Origin of the sequence: Bowdeniella massiliensis (assembly GCF_023634005.1) — a bacterium.
GTDB classification, from domain to species: Bacteria; Actinomycetota; Actinomycetes; order Actinomycetales; family Actinomycetaceae; genus Bowdeniella; species Bowdeniella massiliensis.
Map to the genome: position 1 here is coordinate 16190 of NZ_JALIQR010000015.1, position 21833 is coordinate 38022.

Here is a 21833-nt window from a genome sequence, read left to right on the forward strand (position 1 = left end):
AAGGACCCCTCCGTTGAATGCCGCCCTTTCCGAAATGTCCGGTTTGCAGGCCTAACTTCGACACTGTGTCGACATCGATCCGACACCACTGTCAGGAAGCCGGGACCATGGTCCCTAAGTCATGACTTAAGTCCCAATTACCCTGAGATCACCATCAGCATTCATGCGACCGAAAGGCAGATCGGTGGACGCACTCGACCTCGCACGGTGGCAATTCGGCATCACGACCGTTTACCACTTCATTCTTGTTCCACTGACGATCGGTTTAACACCGCTTGTCGCCCTCATGCAGACCATGTGGTACAAGACCCAGAAGGACCACTGGCTGCGACTGACCAAGTTCTTTGGCAAGCTCCTCATCATTAACTTCGCGCTCGGTGTCGCCACCGGTATCGTCCAGGAGTTCCAGTTCGGCATGAACTGGTCCGAATACTCCCGGATGGTCGGCGACATTTTCGGCGCTCCGCTGGCAATTGAGGCACTGGCCGCGTTCTTCCTCGAGTCCACATTCCTTGGACTGTGGATCTTTGGCTGGAACCGACTAAGCAAGAAGATTCATCTGTGGACGATCTGGCTCGCCGCGATCGGCGTGAACCTATCGGCCTACTGGATCCTCGTTGCCAACTCCTTCATGCAGCACCCTGTCGGCGCGAAGTTCAATCCCGAGACCGGTCGCGCCGAACTCGATGACTTCATCGCCGTCATTACCAATAACACGGCGGTGGCAGCATTCACCCACACCGTCACGGCGTCGTTCCTGACCGCTGGTACCTTCATCGCGGGTATCGCGGCCTGGTGGATCGTTCGCGCGGTTCGCCAGGGCAAGGAAGCACAGGCGCGCGAAGTCTGGCGTCCGGCAGCTATCTTCGGCATGATCACGATCATCATCACGGGCATTGGCGTGGCCATCACCGGCCATTACCAGGGCCAGCTCATGAGCCAGCAACAGCCCATGAAGATGGCCGCGGCCGAAGCGATCTGTGAAACCGAAAACGGCGCAGGACTCTCGCTGCTGACCATCGGTGACCTGTCAAACGACTGCGATCGCTCCAAGCACATCCTGGTCATTCCCGGCCTCGCCTCCTTCATGGCCTCCAACGACTTCAACGGGGAGTTCCCCGGCGTGAAGGACGTGCAGGCCGAGATGCAGGAACGCTACGCCGAACAGTTCGGACCGGATCAGGATTACACGCCCAACCTGTTCGTGACCTACTGGTCCTTCCGCCTCATGATCGGGCTCGGAATCTTCTCCGCGGCCCTTGCCGGCGCGGCCCTCTTCCTCCTGCGCGGCGGCAACGTCACGAATAAGAAGTGGTTCGCCACCCTTGGCCTGATCGCCATTCCGATGCCGTTCCTGGCCTCCAACCTCGGCTGGATCTTCACCGAAATGGGTCGCCAGCCCTGGGTCGTGGCCCCGAACCCGGCAAACCCCGTCGATAACGTGTACATGCTGACTGCCATGGGCGTCTCCCCCTCGGTGACCTGGCTGCACGTCATGATCTCGATGGTGCTGTTCACGCTGCTGTACGCAGCCCTCGGCGTCGTGTGGTACAAGCTCATGGCTCGCTACACGAAGGAAGGGATCGACTCCGGTCACACGCCGGATCACGACCCCGAGGCCGATGATTCCGCTACCCAGATGACCTTCGTCTACTAGGCCCGAAAGGAGAACGACAATGAGTCACGAATTTCTTCAAATCCTCTGGTTCATCCTCATCGCGGTCCTGTGGGCCGGGTACCTCGTCTTAGAAGGCTTCGACTTTGGTGTCGGCATGCTGCTGCGGTGGCTGCCGAACAACGCTAAAGAACGACGCCTCATGCTCAACTCGATCGGCCCGCACTGGGACGGCAACGAAGTATGGCTGCTCACCGCTGGTGGCGCGACCTTCGCCGCCTTCCCGGAGTGGTACGCCACCATGTTCTCGGGCTTCTATCTTGCCCTGTTCGTCATCCTCGTCGTCCTGATCCTGCGGATCGTCGCCATCGAATGGCGCGGCAAGATCTCCGACGTCGTCTGGACCGAGCGTTGGGACTGGATCCACACGGTCTCCGCGTGGGTTGCCACGTTCCTGTGGGGTGTTGCCTTTGCCAACCTCGTCCAGGGCGTCCGGATGGAGGTCGTCGCCCGCGGCACGTGGGAGGCGATTCCGCCCGCAGAGATCACCCAGGGCACGCTCGCCAATGCCGTGCACGTGATGCCCGGCGGCTTTAGCGGCTTCTTCTCCCTGCTCACGCCCTACACGATCCTTGGCGGGCTCGTGACCTGCGCACTGTTCCTTACCCACGGCGCGATCTTCCTCGCGCTGAAGACCGAGGGCGACCTGCAGCAGCGGGCCATCGCGCTGTCGAAGAAGGCCTCCATTGCCTCCCTCGTCATCGCCGGTGTCTTCGCCGTGATCGCGCAGCTCGTCTACGGGGGCCACTGGCTCGGCTGGATCGGCCTCGTCGTGGCAGCCGTCGCGCTCGTCGGAGTCGTCCTTGCGACGCACGCCGAGCGGGAGGGCTGGGCCTTCATTGGCAACGCCGTGGCAGCGATCTTCGCCGTCGTGTTGATCTTCTCGACGATGTACCCGAACGCGCTGAAGTCCTCGATCGATCCGGCCTACAACCTGACGATCTGGGACGCCTCGAGCTCGGAAAAGACGCTGCCGGTTATGACGATCGTCGCGCTGACCCTCGTTCCCGTGGTCCTGGCCTACATCGCCTGGTCCTACTGGATCTTTAGGAAGCGGCTCACGGTCGATCACATTCCCGATGAGAATGCTGGTCTGCCCATGAGCTTCCTGTCGAACTAACACCGAAGCAAGGCGCGGCGGCTGGGATTTCCTGGCCGCCGCGCTTTGCTATGGAACTGTTTGGGATAATGGTGAACTGTGACGCCCCTTGATCCTCGCTTGCTCTCCCACGTGCGGGCCGCGCGACGCTACATCATCTTCACCGCGGTAACCGGCTTTGTGCAGGCGGGGCTCATCATCGCCCAAGTCCTGCTTATCGCCCACGCGATCGCGCCCGTCATTACCGATGGCGCGAGCCTTTCCTCCCGGCTGCCCTTCGTCTGGGCGCTCGCCGGCGTCGTCCTCGCCCGCGTGGTAACGACGATCGCGCACGAGCGTTACGCCCACCGCGCCGCCGATGACGTCGTCGCCGAACTGCGCGGCGCGGTGCTGCGCCACGCGATCGCGATGGGGCCGCGCGCGGGCACCGAGCGTGGCAGCGAAGTCGTCACGCTCATTACGCAGGGCCTGGAGGACCTCCGCCCCTACTTCGTCAGGTACGTCCCGCAGCTCATCCTCGCGGCGACCGTCACGCCAGCCACGCTCATCGTCGTCTTCCTCTACGACTGGGTGGCGGGCCTGACGATCCTGTTCACGATCCCGCTAATTCCGCTGTTTATGGCGCTCGTGGGATGGATGACGCAGTCGTATTCGACGACGCGGCTGGCCAGGATGCGCCGGCTCAACGCCGAGGTCATCGACCTGCTGACGGGCCTGCCGACGCTACGGGGCTTCGGCCGGGAGCTCGGGCCGATCGCGCGCGTGAAAGTCATCGCGCAGGCCTACACCAGGGTGACGATGCAGACCCTGAAGGTCGCGTTCCTTTCCGGCGCGGTGCTCGAATTCCTCGCGACGCTCTCCGTCGCGCTCGTCGCCGTCGGCGTCGGCATGCGGCTCGTGAGCGCGCTCATCGCGCTGCTGCCGGGCCTCGTCGTCATCATGCTCGCACCGGAGTGCTTCCAGCCGCTGCGCCAGGTCGGCGCGCACTTCCACGCCTCGGCCGATGGCATCGCCGCGGCCGACGCCGCCTTCGAACTGCTGGCCCAGCCCGTGCTCGCCGATGGCACGCGCGAGGCCCCGGCGCCCGGCGGACGGGCCCCCGCGATCGAGTTTTCCGCCCTCAGCGTCGCGGCGCCCGGGCGCGACCTGCTCGCCCCCGCGCGCCTGACCGGACGCGCCGAGCCGGGCACGCTCACCGCCCTCGTGGGAGCCTCGGGCAGCGGCAAGACGACGGCGATTATGGCGGTGCTCGGGCTGGTACGGCCGACCGCCGGCGGGGTGCGCGTCGAATTCGCCAGCGGCGAGCACACCGAGGTCGCGGATCTGACGCGCGAATCCTGGCACCGCTGGTGCACGTGGGTGCCGCAGCGTCCCTCGATCATCCCGGGGCGGGTCATCGACCAGTTTGCCGCGAGCGAGACCTCCGAGGCGCCGCTGCTCGCGGGCGCCGAACTGCCCTCGGCGCGGCTGGAGGATGCGGCCGCGATGACAGGCTTCGACGAGGTCATCGCCGAGTTGCCGGCCGGCTGGGATACCGTGATCGGGCACGGCGGCTATGGCCTGTCCGTCGGGCAGGCGCAGCGTCTGGCGCTCACGCGCGCGCTCGTGGAGCCGACGCCCGTGATGCTGCTGGACGAACCGAGCGCGCACCTGGATGCCGCCGCGGAGCGGCACGTCCTGGCGAGCCTCACCGCGCTGAAGGATCAGGGCGCGACCGTCATCGTCGTCGCCCACCGCCCCACGCTCATCCACCTGGCCGACGTCGTCATCGATGTGACAAGCGAAAGCGCCGCAACGCTAGCGAGGACCTCATGATCGCTGACCTGCGCCGCGCGCTTCCCCTGCTTCGGCTGCGGCCCGGCGGCTTTGCACTCTCCGTCCTGTTTGGCTCGCTCGGGCTGGGCTCGGCGATCGCGCTGTCGGCGGTGGCGGCGTGGCTCATCGCGCGAGCCTCCCAGATGCCGCCCGTGCTCTCCCTGACCGTCGCCGCCGTGGCGGTGCGAACCTTCGGCGTCTCGCGCCCCGTGCTGCGCTACCTGGAGCGGCTCGCCTCCCACCAGGTGGCGCTCGAGGGCATGGCGGCGCTGCGTGTCCAGCTCTACCGGATCATTTCGCGCGGCAAGGTCTCAGCGCTCGCCGGCGTTCGGCGCGGGGACCTGCAGGCGCGGGTCTCCACCGACGTCGAGCAGTTGGCCAACGTCGTCGTCCTCACGCTGCTGCCCGCTGCGGTGGCGGCCATCGTCGGTATCGGGGTCGTCGTCTTTCTCGCGTTCCTCTCCCCCCTCATCGCGTTGATCGTCGCGCTGTGCCAGATCGCCGCCGGGCTCATCGGGCCCTACCTGACGATGCGGGCGGCGCGGATTTCTGAGATCGAGCGCCGGCAAAGCGAAGTCGAGCTCGGCGCCGACGCCTTAAGCGCGCTGACGGATGCGACCGAGCTGCAGGTCTCGGGCCGGCTCGACGAGGTATTGCAGCGCATCAAGGGGCACGAGGCCGCCCTGACGCGGGCCTCCGACCGCGCGGCGCTGCCCGCCGCGCTCGGCTTCGGGTTCGACACCCTCGCCCTTGGCATCGCCGTCATTGGCGCGATCCTCGTCGGGATCAGCGAGGTCGCGACGGGGGCGCTGACCGAGGTCGAGCTCGCCGTCGTCGTCCTCACCCCGCTCGCCGCTTTCGAGGGCATTAGCCTGCTCGGGCCGGCCGCCGTGCAACTCGTGCGCTCGGCCGCCGCGGCCTCCCGCATCCTCGCGCTGTTCGATACCGCGGCCGGCGAGCCCGTCACCGCTCCCCTCGGTGACGACGTCGACCCCACACCCGGCGCGCGGCCGCCCGCCACCCGCGAGGGCGCGCACCTGCGCCTGACTGGCGCATCGCTCGCCTGGCCCGATCATCCGATCATCGCCCGCGACATCAACCTCGACATGCCCGAGGGCGCGGCCATCGCCGTGGTGGGACCCTCCGGCGTCGGCAAGACGACGCTGCTGGCGACGCTGGCCGGCTATATCCCACCGGCGGGCGGTGAGCTGAGCCTCGATTCCCGCCCCGCCGAGCGCGAACGGCTCGCGGAGACGGTTGCCGTCACCGCCGAAGACGCCCACATCTTCCACGCGAGCCTGCTGGAAAACCTGCGCGTCGGCAACGGCCAGCTGACACCCGCCGATGCCAGGGAGCTGCTGGAGCGAGCGGGCCTTGGGCCGTGGCTCGCCTCGCTGCCCGAGGGCCTTGAAACCATGATGGGCTCGGACGGCCACACGGTCTCGGGCGGCGAGCGGCGGCGCATTCTGCTCGCGCGCGCCCTCGGTTCGGGCGCGCCCATCCTGCTCATGGACGAAACGGCCGAACACCTCGATGGCGACACGGCCGACCGGCTCGTCGCCGATCTGCTCGCCTCGGCACGCAGCGCGGGCCGCTCCGTCGTCCTCGTCACCCATCGGCTCTCAGCGCTTGCCGGGGCGGACGAGGTCATCATGCTCGGGCGCGCCGGATCTGACGCTCGTATCCTTGATCGAGGGAGCCACGAGCATCTGCTCGATACCAACGAGCACTACCGCTGGCTGCTAGCGCAAGAACAGGAGCAAGCATGAGCGAGCATCCGCACACCCCGGCCCTGTACGGGGCCGCGCTCGACCTCGCGGCAACGTTGGAGACCCCCGAGCTGCTGCAGCGGTTCGTCGATCTCGCCGCTGAACTCTCCGGCGCGCGCTACGCCGCCCTCGGCGTCCTCGCCGCCGACGGGACGACGGTCCAGTTCGTCCACCACGGCATGAGCGAGCAGGATGCGAGGGCACTCGGCCACCCGCCCGCGGGCACCGGTGTGCTCGGCGCGATTCCCGCCGATGGCGCCCTCGTCTTGGACGACCTCACGACCCACCCGGACTTCGGCGGCTTTCCGGAGCACCACCCGCCGATGCGAACCTTCCTCGGGGTTCCGGTCACGATCCGCTCCCAGGTCTTTGGGCGGCTCTACCTGGCGGAAAAGCCGGGCGGCTTCACCGACCACGACGTCAGCCAGATCCAGTCGCTGGCCGCGGCGGCCGCCGTCGCCGTGGAAAACTCCCGGCTCTATGGGCACGCGTGGGCGCGCCAGCGCTGGATCCAGGTCTCCCAGGAGATCACGACGACGCTGCTGGAGGGCACCGAGGAGGAAGAGGCCCTCGAGATGATTGCCGATCGGGTACGCGAGGTCTCGGGCGCCGATACCTCGTGCATCGTGCTGCCGAGCCTCGGCCAATCCTGGGCGTGCGAAATCTCCAATGGTTACCGCGCACGCGACCTGCTCGGCACGGTATTCCCGCCCGACGGGCGCGCCCTGACGGTGCTGGCCGACGGCACGGGACTCATCGTCGATTCGCTGCAGCGCGCCTCCAGCGTCAAGGTCGAGGCGCTGCTGCATTTCGGCTCTGCCCTGTATGCCCCGATGATCGTGCGCGGCGCGCGGATGGGCGTGCTGATCCTGCTGCGCAAGCCTGGACGTCCCCCCTTTGAGGGCGCGGACCTGCTCATGGCCGAATCCGTCGCCCAGCAGGCGGCCCTCGCTCTGGAGCTGGCCAGCGCCCGCCACGCCCAGGACCTCGCCAACCTCGGTGATGAGCGCGCCCGCATCGGCCGCGACCTGCACGACCTCGCGATCCAGCAGCTGTTTGCCACCGGCATGCAGCTGGAATCGGCGCGGGAGCAGGCCCGCGATGCGGGCCGCGCGGACCTCGTGGAAATCCTCGAGTACTCGCTATCCTCCGTCGACGAATCGGTGCGCCAGATTCGCTCGATCGTCCACCGGCTGCGCGAGCCCGATGAGGCCCTCATCATCGTCGAACGCCTCCGCCGCGAGGCATCGCTCGGCCGGACCGCGCTCGGCTATGCCCCCTCCCTCGTCATCTCCGTCGACGGCGTCGACGTCGACGATTCGGCCGACGACGGGGAGCTCGTCGACCAGCTCGATGCGCGCGTCGATCCGGATATCGCCGATGACGTCGTCGCGGTCGTTCGCGAGGGGCTATCCAATGCGGCGCGGCATGCGCGCGCCCACTCCGTGCAGGTGCAGGTCGCGGTCAAGGGCCGGGGGCCGACGGGCCGGATCGAGATCCAGGTGGAAGACGACGGCCTCGGCCTCGACCCGCACTCCTCGCGCCGCTCGGGGCTCGATAATTTGGCGGCGCGCGCTCGGCGCCACGGCGGCACGTTCTCGCTCGGGCGGCCCGAGCGCGGCCGGGGCACGCTGCTCAGCTGGCAGGCCCCGCTGACCTGAGGCTACTGGCGCCAGCCGGAGGCGCGCTGGCCGGCGACCCAGGCCGCGACCTGGGTGCGGCGCTGCAAGCCCATTTTGGCGAGCAGCGCGGTGATGTGGTTCTTGACGGTCTTTTCCGCAACGCCCAGCTTCTCGCCGATTTCCCGGTTGGACAGGCCGTCGCCGATGAGCTCGAGCACCTTGCGCTCCGAGGGCGTGAGGTTGGCCGTGGGATCCTCGTGATCGGCGCGCCGGCGCGTCACGGTCCGCTCATCGAGCAGGATCCGGCCATCGGCCACGGCCTTGACGACGTCGGAGATCTCCACGCCGCGCACGGTTTTCAGCAGGTAGGCCTTCGCGCCGGCGTGCAGCGCCTGGGCGAGGGCGTCATCGTCGTCGAAGGAGGTCAGGACCACGGCCTTCGCGTCGGGCACCTGCTCGGTGAGCGCGTTGATGATGTCGATCCCGGTGCCGTCGGGCAGTTGGAGGTCAACGAGGACGACCTCGGGACGCACGAGGGTTGCGCGGCGCACCGCGTCGGCGACCGATCCGGCTTCCGCGACGACCATGAGGCCGTCGGCGCGGTCAACAATTTCGGCGATTCCCCGGCGCACGATCTCGTGATCGTCGACGATCATGACGCGGATATCACGGGGAGCAGATGAGGTGGTCACGTCCAAAACCCTAGCACTTTGCCAGGTGCGCGGGGGCCGGAAGCCGCTGGCAGGAAGGGCAGCGGTGCGAGGAGCGGTTGGCGAAGGACTCGCGCACGATCGGGCGGCCGCAGCGCGGGCACGGCGCACCGGTGCGGCCGTAGGCGTTGAGCTCGCGCGCGAAGTAGCCCGAGCGCCCCGAGGTGTCGACGTACAGCGCGTCGAAGGAGGTGCCGCCGGCCGCGAGCGCCTCGGCAAGGACGTCGCGGACGTGGCCGAGCAGGCCGAGCACTGCGCGCTGGGTCATGGTGGCGGTCGCGCGGCGCGGGTGGATGCGGGCGCGCCACAGCGCTTCGTCGGCGTAGATATTGCCGATCCCGGCGATGAGGCTCTGATCGAGCAGGGCGCGTTTGATGGAGGTCGTGCGGCCGCGGATCGCGCGCGCGGTGGCAGCGGGATCGTAATGCTCATCGAGGGGGTCGCGCGCGATGTGAGAGACGACCTCGGGAATGAGCGCAGCGCTGCTCCCCCAGCCGGCGCTCTTGCCATCATTCGTAGGCACCAGCGGGCTGATGAGCAGGTGGCCAAAGGTGCGCTGGTCGACGAACCAGACGTCGTGCTCGCCGATGTGAAAGCGCGCGCGCCGATGGTGGGTGGGCATTCCGGGGCGCGGGTCGATGAGGATTTGGCCGCTCATGCCGAGGTGGATGACGAGCGCTTCGGCGCGGTCGGACAGTTCCCACCACAGGTACTTGCCGCGCCGCACGACGCCCTCAAGGCGCGTGCCGGCAAGGACGTCGAGGATATGGTCCGCGCCGCCCGGGGAGCGCCGGGTGGCGCGGGGGTGGAAGAATTCGGCGTCGATGACGGGCTGAGTTAACAGGTGGCGGGCGAGGCCCGCGCGGACCGTTTCGACTTCGGGCAGCTCAGGCATCGCTCAACAGGACCATGGCCTTTTCGCATGCGTCGCGCAGCGCCACTCGTTTGGAGGGCGCTTGGGCCTGGGTCGTCACCTCGCCGACGGTGACGATCGCGGTGAAGCGCCGGTCGTGATCGGGGCCGCTGGTTTCGATCTCGTAGTGCGGTTCGCCGAGGTCGAGTTCGGCGGCGCGCAGCGCGAGCTGGGTGCGCCAATCCACGCCCTGGCGGCCGGAAAGGACGCGCTGGAGTTGCCCCTGGATGAGGCGCAGGACCATCATTCGCGTCGTCTCGAGACCGCCGGTGAGGTAGGCGGCTCCGATGAGCGCTTCCATCGCGTCGCACAGGATCGAATCGCGATTGCTGCCGCCGGTTTTCACCTCGCCTTTGCCCAGTAGGACGTAGCTGCCGAGGTCGATATCGCGCGCGATGTGCGCGAGGGATTCTTGGGAGATGACGCCGGCGCGCAGTTTGGAGAGTTCGGATTCGCTGTGGCGCGGGAACTTGTGAAACAGGTAGTCCGTCACGATGATGTCGAGCACGGCGTCACCGAGGAATTCGAGACGCTCGTTATCGGGCAGGCCACCGGCCTCGTGGGCGAAGGAGCGGTGCGTGAGCGCTTGGACGAGCAGGTCCTCATCGACCGCGGTGCCAAGGCTTTGGAGCAGCGGGGCGCTTGCTGTCATGACTCCTCGTCGTCTCGCGGGCTCGCCAGCCCGGACAGTGCTGACCAGCGGGGATCGAAGTTTTCGTGGTGGTGGTCCGCCGGGGCGTCGCGCAGGGCGATTCCGCAATCGGGGCACAGCCCTTCGCAGTCCTCACGGCACAGCGGTGAGAACGGCAGGTCACCGAGGATCGCGTCGCGCACGACCTGTTCGATATCGATGTAGTTATCGCTGACGCGGGGAAGTTCTTCGGCTTCCTCATCGCCGTCATCCTTTGCCCGGGTGACGGCTTCGGGGTAGAGGAAGAGCTCATCGATGCGGGTATCGACGGGGATGGTGACGGCATCGAGGCAGCGTACACATTCGGCATCGACCTGGGCGCGCGCGGCTGCCGAGAGGAAGACGCCGTCGAGCACCGAGTCGAGGGTGCCGGTCAGGCTCACGTGGCGCCCGGCTTCGATGCGCGCGACGTCGCTGCCCCAGTTCTCGGCAAGGGTGACGTCGAGATCGATAGGGCGTTCGCTTCCCGGTGAGCGGGGCAGGTCGGCAAGATCCAGAACCCAGTCGCTCGAGGGGTCAAGGTGCGGGGTTTTCTTAGGATTCATCGCTCGGGTGATCTTCCTCGTTGTAGGCGGCCAGTTGTTCTCCCAGGACGCGCCGACCGCCGGCGACCTCGCGCAGCGCACGGTTGAGGTTGACTTCCAGCTGGGCGAGGGTTCGGTCACAGTAGTCCTGCGCATCGCGAGTGAGTTTCGCGGCTCGAGCCTCGGCTTCTGCCTCAATGGTCTGGGCGTGCTTGGTGGCGGCTTCGACGACCTCTTGGTCGGCGAGGATCGCTTCGGCTTCTTTGCGGGCCTGGGCTCGGATGCGGTCCGCTTGCTCGCGGGCGGAGGCGATCGTGACGTCGGCGCCGCGCAGCGTCGCATCGGCGCGCGCGATCTCCGTCGGCACGAGTTCTCGCGCCGTATCGATCATCTCCAGGAGTTCTGCTCGCGAGACGATAACCGAGGCACTCATGGGCATGGCACGCGCACCCCGCACGTAGTCGGCAAGCGTGTCGAGGATTTCGGTAAGAGAGTCGCCGCGGGAGTTATTCTCCGATGACGTCGCCACTAGTCCCTCCGGCCGAAGATTCCCGACAGGGCTCGCTCAACGGCGGGCGCAACGAAACCGGAGACATCGCCACCGTGGCGGGCAACGTCCTTCACGATCGAGGAAGCGATGTGGTTAAGCCCGGGCGCCCCCATAATGAAGACGGTCTCGACGCCGGACAGCTCACGGTTCATGAGGCTCATGGCGAGTTCAGCGTCGAAATCGGCAGAGCCGCGCAGTCCCTTAATGATGGCCGTGGCTTTTTGTTCGCGGCAGAAGTCCGCGAGCAGGCCCGGCACCGGCAGCACCTCGACGTTATCGATGTGCTGGCAGGAGGCGCGCGCCAGCTCGACCCGCATATCCAGGTCGAACAGTGAGTTCTTGGAGGCGTTGTAGGCGACGGCAACGATGATCTTGTCAAACATCGTGCGCGCGCGCTCGATCACATCGACGTGTCCGAGCGTCATCGGGTCATAGGAACCGGGGCAAACAGCAATGGAGGAAGTCATACCCTCTAGCCTACTGCGCTAGTTCCAGATACGTGAGGCGAGTTTCGCCGTAGGCTTTCTCTCGCCACACCTGCCAACCGGCTGGCGGATCCAGCTCGCTGCGCGTGGCAGATTCGGCGATGACGAGACCATCGGAAACGAGCAGCTGGCGATCCTTGAGGGTCACCAGGCACTGGTCGATGAGTTCGGGCGCGATGTCGTAGGGCGGATCGATGAAGACGAGGTCGTAGGCCACGGTCGTCGCCTCATCGGCGACAAATGTCCGAGCGTCGCGCGCATGGACCGCGATCCGGGTGCTGGCCAGCTTCAAGCCGGCGATGTTCTTCTTGATAATCGCCGCGCTCTTGTGGTGGGACTCGACGAGGTCTGCGAACTGCGCACCGCGCGAGAGTGCCTCGATGCCGAGCGCCCCCGAGCCCGCGCACAGGTCGAGGACCCGCGCACCGTCAAGCAGGCCCGTTGTTTCGACGGAGGAAAACAGCGCCTCTCGCACCCGATCGGAGGTTGGGCGGGTGCCGGAACTTGGGACCGCCAGGCGTTGACCGGCAAAATCCCCCGCGATAATCCTCGTCATGTTCGCTCCAGGTATTCGCCTTCATCGGCCAGGTTCATGACGGCCCACAACAGGGCGCGATGCTCACTGAGGTCTGGATCGCCTGCCAGGGTGTGGGCTGCCGCGTCGCGCGCGTCCTCGATGATCCGCCGGTCCTTGATCGCCGACAGGACGCGCAGTCCGCTGCGGCCACCGGTCTGGATGCGGCCGAGGACGTCTCCCTCGCGCCGGGTAGCGAGGTCGATTTCGGCCAGAGCAAAGCCGTCGGTGGTGGTAGTGAATTCGCTGAGTCGGTCGATCCCTTGGCCTTCGCGGGCCTGGTCGACGATGAAGCACACGCCGGGTTTGCTGCCGCGTCCGATGCGGCCGCGCAACTGGTGGAGCTGGGCGAGGCCAAAGCGGTCAGCATCGAGAATGATCATGACCGTCGCGTCGGGAACGTCGACGCCGACCTCGATAACCGTTGTTGATACGAGCAGCGGGGTCCGGCCAGCGGCAAAGTCTGCCATGGCCCGGTCCTTGTCCTCGGCCGACATCCGGCCGTGCAGCTGCCCAATTCCAATCCCCTGCAGGGCCGGATCCTCGGCGAGCTGCGCAGCCACCTTCGTCACGGCGGCCAATGCGCGCGGCGCTTCGTCGTCATCGCTGGCGATCTCGGCGCCGTCTTCGCCCGCTGCGCCGTCATCATCGATCCGGGGACACACAACATAGGCGCGCCCACCCGCGGAGATTTCTTCGGCTGCCCGCTGCCACATTCGGCGGACCCAGCGCTCGTTATCGGAGGGAATCCGATAGGTTTCGACCGCCGCCCGTCCGGCCGGAAGTTCATCCAAGGTCGAGGTCTCCAGATCACCGAAGACGGTCAGCGCGATCGTGCGCGGGATCGGAGTGGCCGTCATATGCAGCACGTGGATCGGTCCCGATGGGCCCTGACGGAGTCGATCGCGCTGTTCGACTCCGAAGCGATGCTGTTCATCAACGACGACGAATCCCAGATTTGCAAACTGCACATCATCGGAAAACAGCGCGTGCGTCCCGACGACGATGCCCGCAGCGCCGCTTGCGACATCGGCGCGTGAGGTTCGTCTTTCGGCGGCCTTTTGGCTTCCGGTCACGAGCGCGACTCCGACGTGGTCCTCCCCGCCGAGGAGCCCGCTGCCGCTGAGCTCGCCGAGCAGGTCGAGGATGGTGCGGTAGTGCTGATAGGCCAGCACTTCCGTTGGGGCGAGCAGCGCGGCCTGACCCCCGCCTTCAACCACCTGGAGCATCGCGCGCAGCGCCACGATGGTTTTACCGGAGCCGACATCACCCTGGAGGAGGCGCATCATCGGCGCGGTGCCGTTCAGCGCGTGCGAGATCTCCGCGCCGATGCGTTGTTGTCCGGCCGTCAAGGCGAACGGGAGCCGCTCATCAAAGCGCGCCAGAATGCCGTCCTCGCTCGGTGGCCAGGCGCGCGTTGTCGAGCGTTGCGCGATGAATCGGCGCCGCTGCAATAACACCTGCAGGACGAAGGCCTCGGTGAACTTCAGCTCCGTGAGCGCCCGTTGGTAGTCGGCGTTTTCGGCCACCAGGTGGGCGTGGCGGAGAGCGTCCACGAGGTGGCCCATGCCGCGTTGGGCGCGCACCATATCCGGCACGATGTCCGGGATATCACGCTGATCGGCCGCTCCGAGCACCGTCTGGATCGCTTTGCCGATGGCGCGAGAACTGATGGCGGAGCTCGCGTGATAGACCGGCTGAATCCTCGTGGCTTCCTGCCCGAGCGCATCGACGTCACTGAACTCGTCATAGAAGTCGGCCTTGGGTTGGGTCAGTGAGAGCTCCCCGCGATACTCACGCACCTTGCCCGAGAAAAAGGCTCGGACGCCGGGACGAAACTTTGAGCGATAGAAGGACTCCATGCGCCGGGAACGGATGAAGTAGGGCAGTTCAATGAGGCGCGAGCCGTCGGTTGCCATGACCTTCATCAGCGTCATCCCGGGACGACCGGTAGTGCGCGTGGTGACGTCAACGACTTCCAAATTGAGCACGACCTGCGCACCGGGAGTCAGGCCGGAAATCGGGGTCAGGTCGCCCGGATCCTGGAGCCGGAACGGGACGTACCACAGGAGGTCCTCGACGGTGTGGAGCCCGAGTTTGGCGAGTTTCTTCGCGCTCGTCGTACCCAGGTGACGGGCGAGGTCCTGTGACAGATAGGGCAGCCGGCCGGCGATATCAGCCATGGCTGAGCACCCACACGTCGGGCCGCGGCTGACCGGCCGCGCATTCGTAGACCTCGATGCCGCGTGCGGCGAGGGCTCGTGCCATCGAGCGAGCCAGTCCCGATGCGGCGATGGATTCGCCAACGAAGAGCGTGACGACCTCTCCCTCGGCACCGGAAAAGGTTTGAAGTGCGCGCTGGACCAGGCGCTCGGGATCCGCGCTGGCTGAGGCCGTGATCTCGTGGATTTCGACTTCGGCATCGCAGGCTTGGGCGAGATCAAGCGGGTGGACGTCACTATTCATGAGGCGCGCGATCCCCCATTCGGTACACACGGCAAACACGAGCGGATCGCAATCCGTGGGCGCGACAGAGACCTCGATTCCTTCAGAGCTTACTTCCGGGTCGGTGGCGACGAGGCGCGCAAGCTCGGCGAGCTGTACGGAAGCGGGCAGGATCGTGACGTCGGTGGCGCCGGTGTCGATGACGGCCTTGATCAGGGCTGCCCTGGACGGGTTGAGTGCCGTCACCGCCCCGCAGCGCGCTAACTCGTCGAGGAGACCAACTCCCGTCGTCGTGGCGACGACGCCAAAGCGCGTCGCCGGTGCCTGCAGGTGGCGAACCAGGACCTGCTCGACGGGTGAGGTGGGGAGAGCCTGGGTTGGTTCATCGAGGTGGACGTGGACGTGCCAATAATCGTCCTGCCCTGCCACTACCGCGACGGAGTGTCCGACGGCTCGGAGTTTGGAGCGCAGTTCTTGCGCGTAACGGCGATCGGTCTTCGTCACGTACATGACTTCAAACTCGCCCTCGCCAGCAGGCGCCTCGTGCGGCGCGCTCGCATCATCGGCAAGGCTCCACGGAATCGGATCGCGATCGCTCACGCCGAGAGCCTCGGCCAGGGTGTCGAGGAGAACGACGTAGGAGGCGGCGCCGGCGTCAATGGAGACCGTGGCGCCAATTTCCTTTCCGAGTAGTTGCCCCGTTCGGGACAGCGAGTCGATACCTGCAGCATGGGCCGTCGCGGCGACATCGCGCAGCGTGGCGTCAATAGGCAGGTTCACGACAGCTTCGGCAACGTCGCGGGCGACGGTGATGATCGTGCCTTCCACGGGGTCGGCGACAGCGTCGTGGGCGGCGATGGCGATCGCATCCAGAGCCCGAATGAGGTCGGTCGGGCCGGCTGCGTTCAGGCCGGCAAAAGTCCTGGCCAGGGCCTGGAATGCCTGCGAAATGATGATCCCGGAGTTGCCGCGAGCGCCCCACAGCGCGCCCTTCGCCATGGCGGTGGTCAGAGTCGACAGATCAGCGTCGTCACCAACTCGCTGCGCGGCGCGAGCCCCCGCCGTCACGGTGAGGACCACGTTGGTGCCCGTGTCGGCATCGGGGACTGGAAAGACATTGAGCGCATCAACTTTCGTTCGGACAGCAGCCAGAGCGCGCAGGGCTTCAGCGAGCCAGGCACGGGCGTGGTCGGCGTCCAGGGTGAGCGGTGCGGTGTCCATGTGATAGGCAGGTTACCGCCGATGGCCGACACAATCACATCTGTGTCCTACAGCACCAGCGACAAAGTTTGGGTTTTGAGCCCAAACCTGTGTATTCTTGACCGGTTGCCCCATGTCGGTCACTCCGATAAGGGCGCCTAAAAGACCACCCGCGATGCGGGAACTCAAGTGATCCGAGGAGAAGAACCGTGGCTGCCACCTGCGACGTCTGCGGCAAGGGCCCCAGCTTCGGCAAGAGCGTCTCGCACTCGCACGTGCGCACCTCGCGCCGTTGGAATCCGAACATCCAGCGCGTGCGCGCCCTCGTCGACGGCACCCCCAAGCGCCTGAACGTGTGCACCTCCTGCCTGAAGGCTGGAAAGGTCGCGCGCAACGCTAAGTAAGCGCACCTGCGCAAAAAAAGAGGACGGATTTGCGTCCTCTTTTTTGTTGCCCTGTTGCTAGCTGGCCGGCAGATTAACCATCCAGGTATTGCCGTACTTGTCGGTCGCGCAACCAAAGAGGCCACCCCATGGCTGTACCGAGACCGGGCAGACCATCGTGCCCTCGGCGGCAAAGGCCTCGATGACACCCGTGAGGTGGTCGACGGAGCCGTGATCATCGCTCACGAGGGCGACATCAGTGCGCGAGGATCCGATGTTTTCATCGCTCCCGCCGGTCATGCAGTCGTCGGAGGCATAGATCGTGATGCCACACTCGCTGGTGAGAACAGCGTGCGCGACAAGGTCTGGAGTGGCACTCGTGGGGTCGAGGTCCTTTAGGTAAGTAAAGGACACCTTCCCACCCAGAATCGTGGCGTAGTAGGTCATCGCTTCTTTCGCGTTCGTCGTGAACGCAAGCTGAGGGATGGCGGTGATGGTCATGAGGTTTCTCCCGTGGGTGTGCAGTTGATGTTCCAGGTGTTGCCGTACTTATCGGTGACGGCACCGAAGTTGTCTCCCCAGGGTTGTGCCCCGTACTCGCAGATGACCTCGTCCTCGGTGCTAAGCGCCGCAAAGAATGCCATCAGGTATTCCTCGTCCTCGGCGCGGCCTACCAGTGTGATCGAGGTTCGCGACTCCCCTAGGTTGCCGCTCTTCCCGCCAAGCATGCAGTCGTCGCAAGCTTCGTAGGCGATGCCGTGGGTGGTGTGCAAGACGCTGTGTGCGACGAGATCCGGCCACGTCGCTAGTGGGAAGATGTCCCCCATTCGCGTCACGATGAGTTCGCCGCCGAGCAGCGAGTGGTAGTAGTCCATGGCCTCGCGGGCATTGGTGGAAAACGCCAATTGCGGAAGAGTCGTGATGGCCATCTGCACCTCCTCGAGAGTCAGTGGCTCAACTCTAGGTCCGCCGCCTCATCGTGACTTGTCCGAAGTTGCTCACCTCGCCGTGCGCTACGAAAAGTGGTCCCAACCCGGTGCTCCGGCACCCAAGTGGTCGGGTGTCGTGACCTCGCCACCTTCGCCTGTGACCTGCCCAATGCGGGAAAACCCCTGGGGCAGATCTAGGTGCGGCGGGAACGTCGCTACGAGAGCGTGATCCTCTCCGCCGGTCAGCCACCAGGTCGCCGCTTGCGATGCGGCATTTTCGTCATCTCCGAGCAGTGCCGCGATCAGTTCCAGGTTCGACAGGTCAGGAAGCGAATCGAGTACGATTCCAACGTCGCTGGCGCGTGCCAGCCGGCCGAGGTCACGCAGGAGGCCATCGGAGATGTCCATGGCAGCGCTGGCCCCGGCAAGGCCTGCGCGGCGACCCGCGGCGAGCGGCGGCTGGGGCCGGCGGTAGATGTGCCAGGCGTACTCCGCCAGTTCTGCGGCCTGGACCTTAGCATCGGCGAGATTCTGCCACTGATCCGAAAGCCGATCCGGAGTGATCCCCGCTCGCCTGAGCGCCAATCCCGCAGCCGAATAGCCGAGCGTTCCGGCGACTGCGACGATGTCACCTTCACGAGCTCCATCCCGCGTCAGCGGTTCGCGCCCCTCTAGGTCACCCAGCGCCGTGATACTGGCCATGATCATCTCGCCGCCGGACAGATCGCCTCCCGCGACGCCCACGGGCTTCATCCACTGCGATGCCGCGTGCTCGCAGGCCTGCGCAACTCCGCGCGCGAAATCCTCGATCCACGCCACCGGGGTCTGAGCCGGTAGTACGAGCCCGATGAGCAGTTGCGTTCCGATCGCCCCCATCGCCGAGACGTCGGAGAGATTTTGCATCGCCACGCGCCACCCGACATCTGATCCCGTGGACCATTCACGACGAAAATGCCGATCCTCGACGATCACGTCCGTGCAGGCCACGATCCGGCCATCGCGGGCTGGGAGTACCGCGGCGTCGTCGCCGTTGTCGATGACGGTCTCGCCTGCCGGCATGAGCGGAATGATGCGCGAAAGGAGCTCATCCTCGCCAAGATCGGCGAGCGAAGGTTTCTGATCTGCCACGATTCGACCGTACAGTGGAAGGGTGATCCCTTCCCGCTCCCTCGCCCGACTGGGCGCAATCGGTGTGGCCGCTGCGGCCGCGCTATCGGGCTGCGCTGCCCCGGTTCACCTCTCCCCCGCGCCCTACGCGCCGGACCCGGTATGCGCGCGCGTCTTTCAAAAAATGCCGCGCACAATCGCGGGCATGAAGCAGATCTCGACCGACGCGCAAGCCTCCATGGCCTATGGGGATCCGCAGGCTCCGGTCACGATCCGGTGCGGCCTTAATCCGCCCCCACCAACGACCGATCGCTGCCTGTCGGTCAGCGCCTCGACCGCCAAGGACACGGAGGCAGACGGGATTGATTGGATCAATCCGGAATACGGCTCCTCGCTCATCCCGGTGCACGCCCCGGACTCCGCGTGGACCTTCATCACCTACGGCCGCACCCCGGCGATCGAGGTGGTCGTGCCGGCTGAAACTGGCCTGGAACAGCCCACCGCAGTGCTGTTGGCAATGACGAAGGCTGTGGAGGAGATCGAGGCGACGACGCACTGCGTCGGCGCAACCGACGTCGTTGGGGATCGGCCCTCGAACTAGCGCAGGCCGACCGGACGCGCGAGCGCGAGCTCGATGAGCTCGGTGACGAGTTCCCGGTAGGAAAGCCCGGCCTGCTGCCACATATAGGGATACATCGAGTACGGCGTCATTCCGGGCATCGTGTTGATCTCGTTGACGAGGATCTCGCCGGAATCGGTGTAGAAAAAGTCCACTCGGGCGAGTCCTTCGCACTCCAGCGCTTCGAAGGTTGCGGCCGCGTAATCGGCGATGCTCTGGGCGACATCCTCAGGTAGCTGCGCGGGGGCCTGCATGCTGACCGCGTCGTGCGAAAAGTACTTGGTTTCCCAGTCGTAGAATTCATCGGGTGCCAGGTCCATGACGACTTCTCCGACGGGAGCAACGCGCGGGCGACCATCACGGCCGGCGAGCACCGCGACCTCAATCTCGCGTGCCGTCACCCCCTCTTCGACGATGACTTTCGGATCGTGCTCGTGGGCGGTTTCGATCGCGGCCGCGAGCTCGGTGATGTCGTCAACCTTGGTGATGCCAAGCGAGGAACCAGCGCGAGCGGGTTTGACGAACAGTGGGCTGGCGAGCTTCGCGCACTGCGCGAGGACACTCTCGCGATCGCGCTGCCATGCGGCGGGAGTGACCGCGACGTAGTTTCCGACCGGTAGCCCGGCTTGCTGCAAGACCACCTTCGTCATGTGCTTATCCATACCGGCAGCCGAGGCGAGCACGCCGGAGCCGACATATCGCACGCCCAGCATCTCGAACATCCCTTGGACCGTCCCGTCTTCGCCGAATGGGCCGTGCAGCAGCGGCAGGATAACGTCGACGACGCCAAAATCAGCGTGGGTGCCATTGGTTCCGATGAGCCGCACCTCGTTGGCGGCATCCTTCACGAGAGTGACGCCGGGCGCGTCGGCGGGAACCTCGGCGTGGCCGCCTTCGAGAGCCTCGGGTTCGGCGGGCACAAGCACCCAGTGGCCCGAGCGCGTGATCCCAATGACGAGCACGTCGAAGCGCTCGAGATCGATATTGCGCAGGACTCCCGCGGCGGTGAGGCACGAAATCGAATGTTCACCGCTCACGCCGCCAATGAGCAGCGCAACCCGCGGTTTTCTCCCGGTGGTTTTCATCTCATCCAGAATAACCCCTGGCGCCCGCGCGAAAGCGCTGACCCGGCCAGGTGTAGCGTGGTGAGCGTAAAACCGCCTCGCGCCTAGGAGCTCACATGCGTCGCTCGATCATTGCTGCCGCCGCCCTTGCGGCCCTCGCCGTTGCTGGCTGCACCGCATCGGTCTCCCCATCTGGCACCTCGTCGCCGAGCGCTCCAACGACGACGACGCCTGCGGCGAACGCCTCCCCGAGCGAAAGCGCCAGCCCGACCGCGACGACGACGGCCACCGGCGGCGAGGTAAGCACCACTGAGAGCGCCGACAAGGTCCTGCTTACGCTCGAGCAGGGTCCGCAGGATGCATCCACGCTGCACGGCAAGATCGTCGTCGGCCAGGGCGGCTGTATCGCGTTCGTCCCCGTACCCGGCGGCGGCCGCCCGGTCCCGATCCTGGCGCCCGCCTCGGCGAGCTACGACGGCGCCGATGCCGTGACGATCGGCTCGGCCACGTACCGCTTCGGCCAGCTCGTGGACCTGGAAGGCATCGAATACGACGCGAGTGCGGAACTTGATGCCGCCACGGCCCAGCGCTGCGGCGGCAGCCAGGTCATCTGGCTGGCGGGCAACTAACTAGCCGCGTTCGTCCTTGTGCGGGCGCGAAAGCAGCGCTCGCATCATCGTGTGCAGGTCCATCCCGTCGTAACATGCCGCCACGACGGCGTCCGTCAGCGGCATCTCGACGCCGAGCTTGCGCGCCAGGTGCTGGACCGAGCGCGAAGATTTCACGCCCTCGACGGTGCCGCCGGTCGCCGCAATCGCCTCTGACACGCTCATGCCGCGCCCCAGATGGGCGCCGAAGGTGTGATTGCGCGAGAGCGGGGAGGCACAGGTCGCGACGAGGTCACCCATCCCTGCCAGGCCCGCCATCGTCTTCGGATCCGCGCTGAGCTTGAGCGCGAGACGCGTAATTTCGGCCAGCCCGCGCGTGATGAGTGTGGCCTTGGTGTTATCGCCGAAACCGGCGCCGGTCGCCATTCCAACGGCGATCGCGATGACGTTCTTGACCGCACCACCGAGCTCCACACCGATGACGTCGGTGTTCGTATAGGGGCGGAAATAGTCGGTCACGGTCAGCGCCGCGACCCGCGCGGCACGCTCGGCATCGGCGCACGCCATGACGGTGGCCGTCGGCTGGCACGCCGCGATCTCCTTAGCCAGGTTCGGACCGGAGACGACGACGATGCGCTCGCGCTCGGCGCCCGTGACCTCCGCGATAACCTCGCTCATTCGCTGATCGGTCGTGAGCTCGACGCCCTTCATGAGCGAGACCCACGTCGTATCGTCCCCGGCGTTGGTGATCGTCGCCAGCACGTCGCGCGCGGACTGGGCCGGTACCGCGACGACGATGACATCGGCGCCATCGGTCGCCTCGTTGATGTCAGTCGTGGCGCGCACCCCGGGCGGCAGCGGGAAGCCCGGTAGCCGCGCAGAGTTGTGGTGGTGGTCGTTGATTTCGGCGACGCAGGCCGCATTGCGTCCCCACATGAGGGACTCGTGGCCGGCATCGGCGAGCACCTTCGCGAATGCGGTTCCCCAGGCGCCGGTACCGAGGACGGCGATTCGCGGCGAGGCGGCAGCAAGATCTGGCAGGTGCATGCCC

At 66.3% G+C, this 21833-nt stretch carries 22 protein-coding genes; 8 read left to right on the plus strand and 14 right to left on the minus strand.

All coding sequences use genetic code 11. The features are described from left to right. The first annotated feature begins 163 nt into the window (after window positions 1-163). The 5 genes from MUN85_RS10500 to MUN85_RS10520 all read left to right on the plus strand — a co-directional run bounded on the left by MUN85_RS10500 (window position 164) and on the right by MUN85_RS10520 (window position 8019). The gene (locus MUN85_RS10500) at window positions 164-1657 is read left to right on the plus strand and encodes a cytochrome ubiquinol oxidase subunit I (RefSeq protein WP_284501119.1); all 1494 of its coding nucleotides are present in this window, start codon (window positions 164-166) and stop codon (window positions 1655-1657) included. A 19-nt stretch (window positions 1658-1676) separates the two neighbouring features. Then, the gene (gene cydB, locus MUN85_RS10505; RefSeq protein ID WP_092565172.1) at window positions 1677-2795 is read left to right on the plus strand and encodes a cytochrome d ubiquinol oxidase subunit II; all 1119 of its coding nucleotides are present in this window, start codon (window positions 1677-1679) and stop codon (window positions 2793-2795) included. A 78-nt stretch (window positions 2796-2873) separates the two neighbouring features. Next, window positions 2874-4589, plus strand: coding sequence for a thiol reductant ABC exporter subunit CydD (gene cydD / locus MUN85_RS10510; RefSeq protein WP_250506650.1), 1716 nt, complete (start codon window positions 2874-2876; stop codon window positions 4587-4589). Next, window positions 4586-6358 (plus strand): thiol reductant ABC exporter subunit CydC, encoded by a 1773-nt coding sequence (cydC, locus tag MUN85_RS10515; RefSeq protein ID WP_250506651.1) that lies wholly within the window; start codon window positions 4586-4588, stop codon window positions 6356-6358. The genes cydD and cydC overlap by 4 nt, the downstream gene beginning before the upstream one ends. Then, the gene (locus tag MUN85_RS10520) at window positions 6355-8019 is read left to right on the plus strand and encodes a GAF domain-containing sensor histidine kinase (RefSeq protein WP_250506652.1); all 1665 of its coding nucleotides are present in this window, start codon (window positions 6355-6357) and stop codon (window positions 8017-8019) included. Before cydC ends, MUN85_RS10520 begins: the two co-directional genes overlap by 4 nt. A 2-nt stretch (window positions 8020-8021) precedes the next feature. Here the strand turns inward: MUN85_RS10520 and MUN85_RS10525 are convergent, their stop codons facing one another. From MUN85_RS10525 to MUN85_RS10565, 9 genes are read right to left on the minus strand one after another with little or no spacing between them, the layout of a single operon-like run. After that, window positions 8022-8636, minus strand: coding sequence for a response regulator (locus tag MUN85_RS10525; protein ID WP_250506694.1), 615 nt, complete (start codon window positions 8634-8636; stop codon window positions 8022-8024). Window positions 8637-8682: 46 nt separating this feature from the next. Further along, the gene (mutM, locus tag MUN85_RS10530) at window positions 8683-9585 is read right to left on the minus strand and encodes a bifunctional DNA-formamidopyrimidine glycosylase/DNA-(apurinic or apyrimidinic site) lyase (protein ID WP_250506653.1); all 903 of its coding nucleotides are present in this window, start codon (window positions 9583-9585) and stop codon (window positions 8683-8685) included. Further along, the gene (gene rnc / locus MUN85_RS10535; RefSeq protein WP_250506654.1) at window positions 9578-10255 is read right to left on the minus strand and encodes a ribonuclease III; all 678 of its coding nucleotides are present in this window, start codon (window positions 10253-10255) and stop codon (window positions 9578-9580) included. Before rnc ends, mutM begins: the two co-directional genes overlap by 8 nt. Further along, window positions 10252-10839 carry a YceD family protein gene (locus MUN85_RS10540; RefSeq protein WP_250506655.1) on the minus strand — a complete coding sequence of 196 codons (588 nt, stop codon included), beginning with the start codon at window positions 10837-10839 and terminating at the stop codon, window positions 10252-10254. The genes rnc and MUN85_RS10540 overlap by 4 nt, the downstream gene beginning before the upstream one ends. Then, window positions 10829-11347, minus strand: coding sequence for an ATPase (locus MUN85_RS10545; protein ID WP_250506656.1), 519 nt, complete (start codon window positions 11345-11347; stop codon window positions 10829-10831). The genes MUN85_RS10540 and MUN85_RS10545 overlap by 11 nt, the downstream gene beginning before the upstream one ends. Beyond that, the gene (gene coaD, locus MUN85_RS10550; RefSeq protein WP_092565188.1) at window positions 11347-11835 is read right to left on the minus strand and encodes a pantetheine-phosphate adenylyltransferase; all 489 of its coding nucleotides are present in this window, start codon (window positions 11833-11835) and stop codon (window positions 11347-11349) included. Before coaD ends, MUN85_RS10545 begins: the two co-directional genes overlap by 1 nt. Window positions 11836-11845: 10 nt before the next feature. Further along, the gene (gene rsmD, locus MUN85_RS10555; RefSeq protein WP_250506657.1) at window positions 11846-12409 is read right to left on the minus strand and encodes a 16S rRNA (guanine(966)-N(2))-methyltransferase RsmD; all 564 of its coding nucleotides are present in this window, start codon (window positions 12407-12409) and stop codon (window positions 11846-11848) included. After that, window positions 12406-14610: an ATP-dependent DNA helicase RecG gene (locus tag MUN85_RS10560; RefSeq protein ID WP_250506658.1), complete on the minus strand. Its 2205-nt coding sequence runs from the start codon at window positions 14608-14610 to the stop codon at window positions 12406-12408. Before MUN85_RS10560 ends, rsmD begins: the two co-directional genes overlap by 4 nt. Next, on the minus strand, window positions 14603-16093 hold the full coding sequence (locus MUN85_RS10565) for a DAK2 domain-containing protein (protein WP_250506659.1): 1491 nt from the start codon (window positions 16091-16093) through the stop codon (window positions 14603-14605). The genes MUN85_RS10560 and MUN85_RS10565 overlap by 8 nt, the downstream gene beginning before the upstream one ends. Before the next feature lie 188 nt (window positions 16094-16281). Between MUN85_RS10565 and rpmB the strand changes: the two genes are divergently transcribed. Then, window positions 16282-16476, plus strand: coding sequence for a 50S ribosomal protein L28 (gene rpmB, locus MUN85_RS10570; RefSeq protein ID WP_092565196.1), 195 nt, complete (start codon window positions 16282-16284; stop codon window positions 16474-16476). 57 nt (window positions 16477-16533) lie between these two features. Here the strand turns inward: rpmB and MUN85_RS10575 are convergent, their stop codons facing one another. The 3 genes from MUN85_RS10575 to thiL all read right to left on the minus strand — a co-directional run bounded on the left by MUN85_RS10575 (window position 16534) and on the right by thiL (window position 18512). Further along, window positions 16534-16956 carry a VOC family protein gene (locus tag MUN85_RS10575; RefSeq protein WP_250506660.1) on the minus strand — a complete coding sequence of 141 codons (423 nt, stop codon included), beginning with the start codon at window positions 16954-16956 and terminating at the stop codon, window positions 16534-16536. After that, window positions 16953-17384, minus strand: coding sequence for a VOC family protein (locus MUN85_RS10580; RefSeq protein ID WP_250506661.1), 432 nt, complete (start codon window positions 17382-17384; stop codon window positions 16953-16955). The genes MUN85_RS10575 and MUN85_RS10580 overlap by 4 nt, the downstream gene beginning before the upstream one ends. 84 nt (window positions 17385-17468) lie before the next feature. Further along, on the minus strand, window positions 17469-18512 hold the full coding sequence (gene thiL, locus MUN85_RS10585) for a thiamine-phosphate kinase (protein WP_250506662.1): 1044 nt from the start codon (window positions 18510-18512) through the stop codon (window positions 17469-17471). Window positions 18513-18534: 22 nt separating this feature from the next. Here thiL and MUN85_RS10590 point away from each other — a divergent pair, with 22 nt between their 5' ends. Further along, on the plus strand, window positions 18535-19092 hold the full coding sequence (locus tag MUN85_RS10590; RefSeq protein ID WP_250506663.1) for a DUF3515 family protein: 558 nt from the start codon (window positions 18535-18537) through the stop codon (window positions 19090-19092). Here MUN85_RS10590 and MUN85_RS10595 read toward each other — a convergent pair. Further along, on the minus strand, window positions 19089-20195 hold the full coding sequence (locus MUN85_RS10595) for a D-alanine--D-alanine ligase family protein (RefSeq protein ID WP_250506664.1): 1107 nt from the start codon (window positions 20193-20195) through the stop codon (window positions 19089-19091). The two genes, MUN85_RS10590 and MUN85_RS10595, sit on opposite strands and share 4 nt — an antisense overlap. Before the next feature lie 95 nt (window positions 20196-20290). On the opposite strand from MUN85_RS10595, the gene MUN85_RS10600 reads away from it, so the two are divergent. After that, window positions 20291-20803, plus strand: a complete 513-nt coding sequence (locus MUN85_RS10600; protein WP_250506665.1) for a hypothetical protein — start codon at window positions 20291-20293, stop codon at window positions 20801-20803. On the opposite strand, the gene MUN85_RS10605 is transcribed toward MUN85_RS10600, so the two are convergent. Then, complete coding sequence (locus MUN85_RS10605; RefSeq protein WP_250506666.1) at window positions 20804-21829, minus strand: NAD(P)H-dependent glycerol-3-phosphate dehydrogenase; 1026 nt, start codon at window positions 21827-21829, stop codon at window positions 20804-20806. It lies immediately after the preceding gene. Window positions 21830-21833: the final 4 nt, after the last annotated feature.